This is a genomic window from Proteus hauseri ATCC 700826, assembly GCF_001654965.1.
Taxonomy (GTDB): domain Bacteria; phylum Pseudomonadota; class Gammaproteobacteria; order Enterobacterales; family Enterobacteriaceae; genus Proteus; species Proteus hauseri.
The window spans coordinates 12,564-25,663 of record NZ_LXEV01000030.1; the positions used below are offsets into that span (position 1 = coordinate 12,564).

The following is a 13,100-nucleotide window of genomic DNA, read 5'->3' on the forward strand; positions in this document are numbered from 1 at the left end:
TATTGTGAGCATGTCAAACCACAATGCACTGGCTGTGTGGTTAGCAAAGTTTACGATGATACCGCTTACTGATTTTCAGCGCATCTCTTTATTATTGCTATTCTACGGCAAAAGCTAATGATAACTGCTCAAACCTCTTTGTTATCATTTTCTTTCTTGGCTTTTGCGCTCGCTCTACGATGGCGCATGATTTCAATGACGCCCGGTAAAATAGAAATAACAATAATGGCAACAATTAGCAATTTTAAGTTCTTTTGAACTATATCTAAGTCACCAAAAAAATATCCTGCATAAGTAAATAGCAGTACCCATACAATTGCCCCAGTTACATTATAAAAGGCAAAATGACGATAAGACATTTTACCCATTCCTGCAACGAATGGCGCAAAGGTTCGGATAATCGGCACAAATCTTGCCAAAATTATTGCTTTACCACCATGTTTTTCATAAAAAGCATGTGTTTTATCTAAATATTCACGGCGGAAAATACGCGAATTAGGCTTACTAAAAAGTTTTTCACCAAACAGCCGCCCAATTGAATAGTTAACCGCGTCACCTAAAATTGCAGCACAAAGCAATAACAATACAATAATATGCACATTCACATCATTTGTATCTAGTGATGCAAGCGCTCCTGCAACAAACAGTAATGAGTCACCAGGTAAGAAAGGTGTAACCACTAATCCTGTTTCACAAAACACAATTAAAAATAAAATGGCATAAACCCATGTACCATATTGTGCAACTAACTCAGCTAAATGCGCATCGATATGTAAAATAAAATCGATTAAAAATTTTATTAGATCAACAAATTGCGTTAATAATTCCATAAATCCTCAGAAATCGGGGCAGCTTTATTAAGACATTTAAAACGGGTTATCAGCTAAAAATAGCGGGCCCATTGCAGGTTTTGGTAATTCAAAGCTATCAGGGTAATCTACAGCGACTAAATACAGTCCATTTGCTTTTGCTGTTGCTGCGGCTTTAGTTCGATCTTTTAATGCTAATAATTCAGCCATCCAATTGATGCTTTGATTACCGCAACCAATTTCGAGTAAGCTGCCAACAATATTTCTTACCATATGATGCACAAAGGCATTAGCTTTAATGTCTACCACCACATAATCACCAAAACGAGAGACATTAACATGCATAACATTACGCCACGGTGTACGCGATTGGCATTGCACAGCTCTAAATGAAGTAAAATCATTTTCGCCTAATAAGCACTGTGCTGCTTGATGCATACGCTTTTCATCTAATGGATAATGAAAATGTGTAACCCCTGCTGACAATATTGCAGGACGATAACGATGATTAAAAATCACATATCGATAACGCCTTGCCGTTGCACTAAAACGAGCATGAAAATCATCAGCAACATTTTTTACCCAACGCACAGCAATATCGCTAGGTAAATGAGTATTAACGCCCATTGTCCATGCTGCATCTTTACGATGAGCGGTTGTTTCAAAATGAACAACTTGCCCTGTTGCATGAACTCCCGCATCTGTTCTGCCAGCACAAAAAACCGATATAGGCTCGTTTGCTACTTGAGAAAGCGCCTTTTCTAACCGCTCTTGCACACTACGTACTTCGTTTTGTCGTTGCCAGCCATAATAATGACTACCATCATACTCAACCCCTAAAGCCAGCTTTAAGGGGGTTACTTGCGTATTGATAACAGGCTGTGCTGTTACTTCAGCGTTCATTAGTAAAACTGCTCCTGCATTAATTTTTCTGCAATTTCTACTGCCATTAATGCACCACCAAAGCGTACGTTATCAGCAACTGACCAAAATTGTAGTGCTTCAGGCACACCATAATCATTGCGGAAACAGCCTAAATTTAAGCTTGTATTACCAGAAGCATCCGTCACTTGTGTTGGAAAATCATTTTCATCACTGATGTTTAAATCATCACTTTCTTGTAGTGTTTCACGTGCTTCATCACTTCCCATAGGGCGTGTAGTTTCTAGTTGCACAGCTTGTGCATTACCGTAAAAAACAGGTGCTTGTAATGAAGTCACAGATATAGGTAAACCTTCATCTTGTAATACCTTACGTATCTGATCGACCATTAGACGCTCTTCTTTGATAGAGCCTTCGTTATCAACCATTAATGGTAAAATATTAAATGCTAGCTGTTTACTAAAGTGACTTAATTCAGCTGGAATACCATTTAATAAACGAGCACTTTGTCCTGCTAACTCATCAACAGCTTGTTTTCCAAAACGAGAAACAGACATTAAATTAGTGACATTTAGGCGAGTCAAACCAGCAGATTCAGTTAATGGGTTAATGGCACGTAATAATTGACAAACCATGCTATCGGCGACAGCGACAATATTACGAGTGCGATATTCCCCTAGCATCGAGTTATTAACACCAGGAACAACAAGAGGCACATCCCAATCCATTGCAAATACGCCACTACAATCAATAACGATACAACCTGAGTCAGCAGCTTGTTGTGCATACTGCGCACTAATCTCAACTGGCGCTGCAAAAAATGCCAATTGCACATCAGCCCACTCAATATTATGGATCCCTTGCACAGAAACACTTTTACCATTTACTCGCAAAACCTTTCCGATGCTGTCTTCACTCGCAATAGCCGTAAACTCTCCTATCGGAAATTCGCGTTCTTGTAAAAGTTCGATAATAGCTTCACCAACCGAGCCAGTTGCACCAACAAGCGCAATATTCCAACCGTCTCCCATGAGATCTCCTCCAATACAATAAAATGTTAAAAATGATGTCGCTTACTGGTATTTTGCATTAAAACCAATGGCGTTAAGTGTGTTAGCCGTTGTTTCATTATCGCAAATAACCTGTAATGAAGACCACTCGCGACGTACAGGATAAAACTTACGCAATTTATCAAACTCGCCTTTTATACCTGCAACTTGACGTAATGGTGCATCATCACGACGCACATCATAAACAAGGTGAATAAGTTGTTTGAGTAATGATTGCGTTAACTCACCTTGTACAGAAATTGTTGAAATTATGGGTACCGGTAATAATGTTGATAACTCAACATGTTGTGGTTGACCAATAAAATCACAATAAGCTTCATAAACTTGTGTCGTTCCTCGTGCCTTGCCCTCTAAGGTGTAACCTGCAATATGAGGGGTTGCTATAGCAATTTTATCAAGCAACGCTAAAGAGAGATCTGGCTCTGGCTCCCAGACATCTAACACCACACGTAATGCTTTACCACGCTCAAGTACAGAAAGTAGAGCTTGATTATCAACAACTTCACCACGACTTGCATTAACTAAAATGCAGCCTTCTGGTAATTTTTCGAGATTGCTCTCATTAATTAAATGATAACTAGTATAAGGGCCTGATTTATTGAGAGGCGTGTGGAAAGTTAGGATATCCGCCTCATTAAGTAACGTTTCTAATGGATAGAAAGTTTCATCATCACCATTATCTGCTCTGGGTGGATCACAAAGCAGTACATTTACACCAAGTGAGCGCAGTCGTTTTGCTAATCGCCCCCCTACATTACCAACACCAACAATGCCCACCGTTTTATCGGTTAATTGAAAACCGTCTTGCTCTGCAAGTACCATTAATGCAGAAAAAACATATTCAACAACAGCAATTGCGTTACAACCGGGAGCGGATGAAAAACCGATTTGTTGTTGCTTTAACCATGCTAAATCAACATGATCAAAACCTGCAGTTGCCGTTCCAACAAATTTAACTGGCTTGCCTGATAATAGAGATTCATTGACTTTAGTAATCGATCTCACCATTAACGCATCGGTGTCATTCAGTTCATCGGCTGGTAAAGGACGACCGGGAACCGCTTTTACTTCACCTAATTGGCGAAAGAGTTGTTCCGCATAAGGCATGTTTTCATCAACCAGAATTTTCACGGTTTTATCTCACTGATTTGATATTTATTTGTGTAAACAATTTGTGGAAAATAGATATGTGTTAAACAATATGAATTAAACAATATGAATTAAACAATACATATGAAACAACACATACAAAAAATAAATTTAAGCGGCCTATTTTGCCACTTATTGAAAGCAAAGCCTATTATTGCTGATGAGATCTGCCCATATTTTAAGTAAATATATGAAAAGAAGTCTTAACAATTTGGTAATCGACGAAAACGCTCTGGCGTTGTTCCTGCAAATTGTTGAAACATTGCAATAAATGAAGAAGACGAACTATAACCCACATCAAAAGCAACCTCATTGACACTTTTTCCCTGCTCTAATAAAGAAATCGCATGTAAAAATCTTAAACGCTTACGCCACTCGCTAAATGACATACCTAATTCTTGCTGACAACGCCGTGAAAGCGTCCTTTCTGAGGTATAGCGTTTTTTTGCCCACTGTTCTAATGAGGTATTATTAGCCGGTTCTTGCTCTAATGCGGCTAATATTGGTGCTAATAATTTATCTTTTGAGGAAGGTAAATACGTGTGATGAATAGGAGCCGCTTTTAATTGATCAATAAGTACCTGAGCTAAGCGAAAATCTTCTTCCGTATGAGGTTTACACACACCTCGATGAAAAAAATCAGAAAAGATCGTTGAGAAAATGGGGCTTAATTGAATAAGACAAGGCTTGTCCAATAATCCTTTAGACCACGCAGGAGAAACATCTAACACTTTAAACGACAAAGTTTTTTTATTATAACTTGCATGTCCTACTTTTTCTGGGATCCAAACACTAAATTCAGGAGGGGCTAAAAAACGCTGGCCCCCTGCTTCGAGATCCATCACACCAGAAACAACATATAATAATTGTCCGAAATCATGCTGATGGTAATGAAACTCTGTTTCTGCCAATAATTGCTCATCACGAAATCGAACTGTGTCAGGATCAGAGAGCAACCATTGCATTTGTTGTTCTATTGTCATCTTTATATTGTTCTCCTGTCATGTTGTCTTTATTGGCTTATAGGTTGTCTGGTTTTCATTATATATATCTAATCAGACAAGCATACAATAGCCATCTGGTTTAAAAATAGATGTGAGAATAATGAAAAATGCGATTTTTCCGCTTCTAGCGGTACTGATTTGGTCTATTAATGCCGTTGTTAATAAAGCAGCAGCTTCTGTGATTGATCCTGCGGCTATTTCTTTTTATCGCTGGTTCCTTGCCTTTTTAATAATGACGCCTTTTCTTATTATGCCTGTTTGGCATCATCGTAAAGCCGTAAAACAGTATTGGTGGAAATTATTTATATTGGGCGCATTAGGTATGGTGATGTACCAAAGCCTTGCTTATTATGCTGCTCATTATGTTAGTGCAACTTTTATGGGAATATTAAATTCACTTATTCCTTTGCTAACTGTTGTAATTAGTATTTTTTTATTACGTATTATTCCAACTGTCGGAATTTTATTAGGTACATTACTTTCTATTGGTGGTTTAGTTTGGTTAATTAGCCGAGGAGAACCTTCTCACTTGCTTTCTCAAGGATTAGGTTATGGCGAATTAATGATGTTTATTGCTTCTGCCTCTTATGCGTTATATGGCGTATTAACAAAACGTTGGTCTATTCCATTACCAAGTTGGCAATCGCTTTATGTTCAAATTGCCTTTGGTGTTTTGTTATTATTACCTAACTTTTTTATGGCCGAGAGTGTTGCTTTAACAAAAGATAATATCGGGTTAGTTGCATTTGCCGGTATTGGCGCATCCATTCTTGCACCTTATTTGTGGATTTTAGGTGTAATGAAATTAGGTGCTAACACTACCTCAATCTTTATGAATTTAATGCCACTATTTACTGCAATGATCGCAATTAGCTTTTTGGGAGAAGAGATGCATAGCTATCATTTAGTCGGGGGTGGAATAGTTTTACTTGGTGTAATTTTAGTTCAGCAACTGCGAACACCTCTGAATTTCCGACGTCAGTCTGCAAATAAAAAAGCAGATTGTCATCAGGAGATGTGAGTCAATGTCAAAAAGACAATAATAAAAAAATGCCGGCTAAATAATTAGCCGGTCACTTCATAATGTTAGTTTAGATAGTGCTAAACTAACATTAGAATCAAAGTGTAAAATATAAAAGTAATACAAGTATCCAGGGACAGACACTATCAACTTTCATATTAAATAGCTTCTACTTTATTAATATTAAATAACCCAGATCAATTTTTCATGTTCAATTCTTTAGTTATTGATAACTTTGTTAACCTAAATACATATAAAACAATACATTTAATTATTATCATTAAAATTAAATTAAACGATTGAATAGAAATAAATTCTTTATTTTTTTATAAACATATGTCGTTCATTTAGTCTATTAATTTAGAATAATAAACTAAGCAATTATTTGTTTTGTTATTTTTATCATTCCGTTAAAGGGTCGTTTTATAATAGTTTTTATTTGAAAATATCTTTATTCAGACTATCGAATTAAATTATTTTATTATTTTTGCATAAAAAAAGCAGATTTTATAAAATAAAGTCTGCTTTTTTAATATTTAATATAAGTATTATTAACTAGTTCTTATATTTACTCATTACTAACGAAGCATTAGTACCACCAAAACCGAAGCTGTTTGACATCACTGTTTCAAGTTTCTGTTCTGTAGGTTTAGTGATAATATTCATACCCTTAGCTTTATCATCTAGATCTTCAATATTAATGCTTGGTGCAATAAAGCTATGCTCTAACATCAGTAAGCTATAAATAGCTTCATGAACACCAGCTGCACCTAATGAGTGACCTGTCATTGCTTTTGTGGCAGAAATTGCTGGGGTTTTAGAACCAAACACTTCAGTAATTGCTTCCAGCTCTTTTAAGTCACCAACGGGTGTTGATGTACCATGAGTATTAATATAATCAACATGGTCAATATCTTGCATTGCCATTTGCATACAACGCACTGCGCCTTCACCAGAAGGTGCAACCATATCCGCACCATCTGAAGTCGCGCCATAGCCGACAACCTCAGCATAAATATGTGCGCCACGCGCCAATGCATGTTCTAATTCTTCAACCACAACGATACCGCCACCGCCAGCAATAACAAAACCATCACGGTTTTTATCGTATGTACGTGAAGCTTTAGCGGGTGTGTCGTTATATTTTGTTGAAAGAGCACCCATTGCGTCAAATTCACAGGTCATTTCCCAACTTAACTCTTCGCCACCACCAGCAAAAACAACATCTTGTTTGCCTAACTGGATAAGTTCAACCGCATGACCAATACAGTGTGCTGATGTTGAACATGCTGAGCTAATTGAATAGTTAACACCTTTAATTTTAAAAGGAGTTGCTAAACAAGCAGAAACACCTGATGCCATAGCACGAGTTACCATATAAGGACCTACACCACGTAGACCTTTAGCTCTCATACCATCTGAACCTAAAACTTGGTTACGAGGAGAGCCACCGCCTGAACCTACAACTAAGCCAGAGCGAATATTAGAAACTTGGTCTTCACTTAAGCCAGAGTCTGCTATCGCTTCTTGCATAGATAAATAGGCATAAACTGATGCGTCGCTCATAAAACGGCGGATTTTACGGTCAATAAGACCTTCAGTATCAAGCTTAACGTTGCCCCAAATGTGGCTACGAAGCCCCATCTCTTTAAATTCTTCGGAGAAAGTTATCCCGGAACGACCTTCTTTTAAAGAATCCAGCACTTCTTTCTGGTTATTACCAATGCTCGAAACAATACCCAGACCCGTGATCACTGCGCGCTTCATTTATACCTCTTTACAATAATAGTTGTAGCTGCGGGATTTCTAAGTAGCACTTTAGCGTACACTTGTACGCTGAACAAGTCCGATCAGGGGCTTTTTTACAAAAATAAAGATAACGAGAAAAATAGTGGTGCCGTTAACGGCTGGAACAACCTATAGAACAGCGCTAAGATACCTAATAATTTTTTCGAGAAATACAGGCAGTTCCGTGAAAAATACCCCTATCAATACCGCATCCCTAAGTTGGAATGAGCTAGGAACCCCCATCTCAGAACAATTTGGAGATATTTATTTTTCAAATCAAGATGGCTTAGAAGAAGCTCGACATGTGTTCTTACAAGGAAATCATTTTCCAGCACGTTTTGGTACACATGTACGCTCTGAGTGCGTTATTGCAGAAACGGGTTTTGGTACTGGGCTAAACTTTCTTACTCTTTGGCAAGCATTTGAGCAATTTCGTCAAGCAACACCCAACGCAAAACTACAACGTTTACATTATGTTAGTTTTGAGCAATTTCCGCTAACTAAACACGATTTGAACTCTGCTCATAATCACTGGCATGAACTTGAAAAATACTCACAGGAGCTATGTTCTCAATGGCCAGAGCCTGTTGCGGGTTGTCATCGTATTATTCTTGCTGAAGGTACGATTACTCTTGATTTATGGTTTGGTGATATCAACACACTTTTACCACAAACTCGCCAAGCACTTCACAACAAAATTGATGCATGGTTTCTTGATGGCTTTGCGCCTTCTAAAAACCCACAAATGTGGAGTGATACTCTATTTCAAGCGATGGCTGATTCAATGCGAGAAAACGGAACTTTCGCCACCTTTACTGTTGCTGGTTTTGTAAGACGCGGATTACAAAATGTCGGTTTTGAAATCAAAAAAGTAAAAGGATTTGGTGAAAAAAGAGAGATGCTTACCGGCATATTTCCTCATCCTCCCGCTACTGAATTTATTCCCTACTATGCGCGGCCAAGTGCAACAGAACATAAAGATATCGCCATTATTGGTGGTGGAGTTGCTAGTGCTTTAATGGCTCTTTGTTGTTTAAGAAGAGGAGCTAAGGTGACTATTTATTGTAAAGATCCACAACCAGCAGCCAATGCATCAGGTAATAGACAAGGCGTTTTATATCCATTACTTAATGGTAAATCAGATGAGTTAGAACAATTTTTCACTCAGGCCTTTCTATTTTCTCATCGCTATTACAAGCAATTAAACCAAGCTGGCGTAGCATTTACTTATCAATCATCTGGCGTTGCTCAAATTATTTATAGCGATAAAGTACGTAAAAAAGCGGAACGTATAATTAATTACTCTCAGCCTTTTACTCATCTTGCTCGCTATCTTTCAAAAGAAGAAATAAATGCATTATGCGGGCTTGATATTAATAGTGATGGACTATTTTATCCACAAGCAGGTTGGCTTTCACCGACTGAATTAACCACTAATGCGTTGCTTTTTGCTAAACGATTAGGCGCCACCTGTTTATTCAAGCATCAAGTAACACAAATAGAAAAAGATGATACAGGTTGGAATTTGATCATTAATCAGCAAAATAGTGATGGCTGTTCTCAATGTATAGCTCAACATGACTGCATTATCTTAGCCAATGGGCAACATATCACTGATTTTAGCCAAAGTGCTAAATTTCCCATTAGTGCAGTACGTGGTCAAGTAAGTCATATCCCAACCACAAAAAATCTATCAAAACTCAAAACAGTATTATGTTATGACGGCTACTTTACACCTGTTGATACTCAAGATAATTTACATTGTGTGGGTGCGAGTTTTCGTCGAGATAAATTAGATTTAGATGTTTCTCATCAAGAGCAAGAAGATAACAAATGGCATCTTACTCACTGTTTATCAAAAGCCAAATGGACTCAAGACGTTGATTTTAGCCAAAATCAAGCACGTGTAGGTATTCGTTGTACTATTCGAGATCATCTTCCACTTTTAGGTGAAGTGCCTGACTTTGAGCGGTTAGTTATAGAATATAAACACTTAGACCGATTTAAACGTCGAAAAATAACACCATCACTCGCCCCTGCTTTTCATCAACTGTATATTTTTAGCGCATTAGGTTCACGAGGTTTATGTTCAGCGCCTTTATCCGCTGAAATTTTAGCAAGCCAAATTTTTGATGAACCTTTTCCTGTTGAAGATAAAATCTTACATGCATTACACCCTAATCGTTTTTGGGTAAGACCTTTATTACGAGGAAAACCAATTGAAACAAAACAGTAGAATTATTGATTAATATTTTATTAATGGCGCCCAGTGAAAACCATAACCAATTGATTAAGTTATATATTTATTATTGCTAGTGCTAAAAAATACATTTCATTCATATTTACTACTTAATAGGGATATACAATGAAAAACACACTTTCATCATTACTTATTGGATCAATAGCACTTATCTCATTACCCGCCTTAGCCGGTAATCATTCAGAAGGTGAAATTTATTCTGTAATGAGTGTAGCAAGTAGTGTAGGAAGTTCAGCCCTTGTCAGTGGGATCCTGTTATCGCCAATTGCGTTGCCTGTTATATTGGTACAAATTTCTGTTGAGAAAAGTAATAAACCTGATGAAAAAATGATTAAAGCAAAAACAGAAAAAGGGGAAGATGTCGAAATAATTGTTCCTGCTGATGTGTTAGAAAAAAATCCAATTAAACCTGATGATAAACTGACACTTGAACCCGTTGAAAAAGGCGCTGGTGCATATTTAAAGAAAGGCGATACCATTATTTCTCATATTGTGACACAAGATGATAGCTCACTTTCTCATCAAGAAAAACTTAATTGATATGAGATCAAATCAAATCAGAATAATTGTTTTGCTTATTAGCTTGAACATAACTACTTTTTCCTATGCTAGTAGCCATAATTGTGCTGATAGAACATTATCAACACCTCAAGATATCGCATTACGAACTGAACAAGCTAAAGTTTTACGACAATTGCTTGATAACAGTGGTGATCGCGTTATAGCCCTTTTTCGCCAAGGGCAATCTTTATCTGATTATGGCTTAACATTTTCTCATGGCGCTTATGCGGTAAAAACATTAACTGGCCATTGGCGTGTTTACCATAATCTTAATGAATGTGGCACAGATCGGTCGAATTTATATATTCAAGGACTATATCAATTTCTTGATGATGATTTATCAGAAAATACTGTAGCAACACTGCACTTCTCTTTTGATTTACAAGAAAGGCTACTCACAACACTAACTAATCGACAAAAACGTCAAGATTTACATCAAGCTCACTACAATATGATTGCCTATCCATTTTCAATTGAAATGCAAAACTCTAATGGATGGATATTAATGGTGTTAGGTGCAGCCGTTTCGTCACAAGTAACCTCACTTTCAACTGGTATTGATTGGTTGACCTCTCAAAGTTATGTCTCTTCATCCCTAAGTGTTAGCTTTGTAAAACGCACTATGGCCGATATGTTTATTCCGCATATATCGATAAGTGATCAGCCGAATACTAATATTATTTATTTTAACTCAGGTGATAGTTTACTTAATTTTATGAATAATTATGGGAGAAAACAGATTAACTGTGAACATGGAAATTGGGGATCATCAGTCTGTTTATTCGCATTACCTAATTAAGGTAACTATATTGTCGTTACCTTTGCTGATTGAGTAATAAGTCGATTAAATAACCTAGTTTAATCTTAGCTATCTTTACCTTGAAATATCAAACTTCATCGCACAGCGTGTTTCTGGTGCAAAACCACCCTCAGTCACTTCATGCATTAAAATCTCTTGTAATGATGCTGGGATTTCGTTATTTGGCAAAATAACAAAACCGAATCGCTGATAAAAAGGCGCATTCCAGAGCACATGACGAAATGTAGTCAGAGTTACTGCAGAAAATTGTTTTTCTTTAGCTTTATCAATAACGTGTTGAATTAATAATTTACCAATCCCTTGGTTTTGCCATTCTTTACTGACAGATAGCTCATGAATAAACAAACTTTCGGGTAATGCTTGCGTCATAATAAAACCAACCAGTTTATTACTTTCATTAACAGCAACCCAATGTGACTGTTTTTCAATAAATTTCAAATGGCTTTCAACATTCTGTACACCATGTTCACTGATCCAACTTAAGTCTTCTAATGTAGCAAAAAGCTGCCCTGCTGATTTCTCAATTTCAGGTAATATAATTGCGTCGCTAGGTTGTGTTTGTCGTAATCTGATGTGTTTATTTTTCATTATTATTTTCCAGTAATATATATTTCAGCGCATGTAAAAAGCCACCCAATAGGATGGCTTTGAAAGTGAACTTATTAAGAGAATAATTATTCTCTAGGTAAAATACCATAAGATTGAAAAACACCACTTTCTTCTATAAATCGATTGTAGTATTTATTATCTTCAACCGATGATGTGACAACTCTTTCACCATAAGCTTTAGATAAATTAACCATACTTTCATGGAGTTTTTCTTTTAATTTGTCATGAATTTTAGGATCGCTACTTTCGTTTATTTGATTTAATAAGGCCGTTAATTTTTCAGCCTCGGCCTGAATATCAGGATCAGTAAATTCAGGTAATGGTAAGGTATAATCTATATTAATATTTACTGAATCGCTGTATTCATCTTCTTTAGACAGAGGCTGCAAATTTTCAGCGTAATCAGTAAGAAAATAATTAACAATTTCAGGCTTATCAAAACATTTATTTTTTATATTACCATCATTATTTTTGTTACTGCTTCGAATTTCAGCTGGAAATGCTTCACCTAAAGCATAAGTACATTTAAACACATTACCATCGATTAATGTCGCATTGGTACTTTGCAACGGCATTTCTAGCTGGAAGCCATTAATAATGACTTTATAATCAGTAGGTTTAAATTTATCTGATTGCCCTTTTACCGCATAAACTTCAGATAAACGATAATACATAAAGTTGTCAGGGTTTAATATGCCACCGTTATTATTATCATAAACCATAAAAGTGGATTTATTGCCGGCACTATCTTGCAAACTGTGTTCGCCTGGTAATAATGTTAAATAACCATTTTTACCCGGTTCTATTTGGTAGTCTTTACCATCAACATTAAAACTAATCAGGCTTTCGCTAGGATTACTGTAATAAAATTTATTTTTTTTATTATCTAAATCGAGTTGGTCGCAAGCTGATAAAATAAATACCGCGCCTGTAAGTAAGCCTACTTTAAAGAAATTTTTCATCGTATCGTTATCCTTATCATAAATATTCTATGCAAATCATTTGCATCCCGAGAAACATTCCTAAAAACATTTAAAAGTAATTTTACAGAAATGGCAAGGCGTTACAAAAGATAGCATTATTATGCTCAATCATTTAGAGATACATAGACTTTGAAAAATCAAATA

Annotated in this window: 12 protein-coding genes; 4 read left to right on the forward strand and 8 right to left on the reverse strand. The window is 36.5% G+C overall.

Annotation, left to right across the window (positions count from 1 at the left end; genetic code table 11):
• Positions 1 to 128: 128 nt before the first annotated feature.
• The 5 genes from M997_RS12795 to M997_RS12815 all read right to left on the reverse strand — a co-directional run bounded on the left by M997_RS12795 (position 129) and on the right by M997_RS12815 (position 4,893).
• The gene (locus M997_RS12795) at positions 129 to 830 is read right to left on the reverse strand and encodes a DedA family protein (RefSeq protein ID WP_064720503.1); all 702 of its coding nucleotides are present in this window, start codon (positions 828 to 830) and stop codon (positions 129 to 131) included.
• Between the two features lie 36 nt (positions 831 to 866).
• Positions 867 to 1,712: a tRNA pseudouridine(38-40) synthase TruA gene (truA, locus tag M997_RS12800; RefSeq protein ID WP_064720504.1), complete on the reverse strand. Its 846-nt coding sequence runs from the start codon at positions 1,710 to 1,712 to the stop codon at positions 867 to 869.
• Positions 1,712 to 2,722, reverse strand: a complete 1,011-nt coding sequence (locus M997_RS12805; protein WP_064720505.1) for an aspartate-semialdehyde dehydrogenase — start codon at positions 2,720 to 2,722, stop codon at positions 1,712 to 1,714. The genes truA and M997_RS12805 overlap by 1 nt, the downstream gene beginning before the upstream one ends.
• A 42-nt stretch (positions 2,723 to 2,764) precedes the next feature.
• Positions 2,765 to 3,892, reverse strand: coding sequence for a 4-phosphoerythronate dehydrogenase PdxB (pdxB, locus tag M997_RS12810; protein ID WP_064720506.1), 1,128 nt, complete (start codon positions 3,890 to 3,892; stop codon positions 2,765 to 2,767).
• 221 nt (positions 3,893 to 4,113) lie between these two features.
• A complete protein-coding gene (locus M997_RS12815) occupies positions 4,114 to 4,893 on the reverse strand; it encodes an AraC family transcriptional regulator (RefSeq protein ID WP_064720507.1) in 780 nt (259 codons plus the stop codon).
• 121 nt (positions 4,894 to 5,014) lie between these two features.
• Between M997_RS12815 and M997_RS12820 the strand changes: the two genes are divergently transcribed.
• Positions 5,015 to 5,935: a DMT family transporter gene (locus M997_RS12820; RefSeq protein ID WP_064720508.1), complete on the forward strand. Its 921-nt coding sequence runs from the start codon at positions 5,015 to 5,017 to the stop codon at positions 5,933 to 5,935.
• 555 nt (positions 5,936 to 6,490) lie between these two features.
• Here the strand turns inward: M997_RS12820 and fabB are convergent.
• On the reverse strand, positions 6,491 to 7,702 hold the full coding sequence (fabB, locus tag M997_RS12825; protein ID WP_064720509.1) for a beta-ketoacyl-ACP synthase I: 1,212 nt from the start codon (positions 7,700 to 7,702) through the stop codon (positions 6,491 to 6,493).
• A gap of 205 nt (positions 7,703 to 7,907) precedes the next feature.
• Between fabB and mnmC the strand changes: the two genes are divergently transcribed.
• The 3 genes from mnmC to M997_RS12840 all read left to right on the forward strand — a co-directional run bounded on the left by mnmC (position 7,908) and on the right by M997_RS12840 (position 11,343).
• A complete protein-coding gene (mnmC, locus tag M997_RS12830; RefSeq protein WP_064720510.1) occupies positions 7,908 to 9,959 on the forward strand; it encodes a bifunctional tRNA (5-methylaminomethyl-2-thiouridine)(34)-methyltransferase MnmC2/FAD-dependent 5-carboxymethylaminomethyl-2-thiouridine(34) oxidoreductase MnmC1 in 2,052 nt (683 codons plus the stop codon).
• 129 nt (positions 9,960 to 10,088) lie between these two features.
• Positions 10,089 to 10,523, forward strand: a complete 435-nt coding sequence (locus M997_RS12835; protein WP_064720511.1) for an STM0539 family protein — start codon at positions 10,089 to 10,091, stop codon at positions 10,521 to 10,523.
• Positions 10,524 to 10,566: 43 nt separating this feature from the next.
• Positions 10,567 to 11,343 carry a DUF2145 domain-containing protein gene (locus M997_RS12840; RefSeq protein ID WP_239994712.1) on the forward strand — a complete coding sequence of 259 codons (777 nt, stop codon included), beginning with the start codon at positions 10,567 to 10,569 and terminating at the stop codon, positions 11,341 to 11,343.
• A 75-nt stretch (positions 11,344 to 11,418) separates the two neighbouring features.
• On the opposite strand, the gene M997_RS12845 is transcribed toward M997_RS12840, so the two are convergent.
• Both M997_RS12845 and M997_RS12850 read right to left on the reverse strand, forming a co-directional pair.
• Positions 11,419 to 11,952 (reverse strand): GNAT family N-acetyltransferase, encoded by a 534-nt coding sequence (locus M997_RS12845; protein ID WP_064720513.1) that lies wholly within the window; start codon positions 11,950 to 11,952, stop codon positions 11,419 to 11,421.
• 86 nt (positions 11,953 to 12,038) lie between these two features.
• Positions 12,039 to 12,935 (reverse strand): hypothetical protein, encoded by an 897-nt coding sequence (locus tag M997_RS12850; protein WP_064720514.1) that lies wholly within the window; start codon positions 12,933 to 12,935, stop codon positions 12,039 to 12,041.
• Positions 12,936 to 13,100 lie beyond the last annotated feature (165 nt).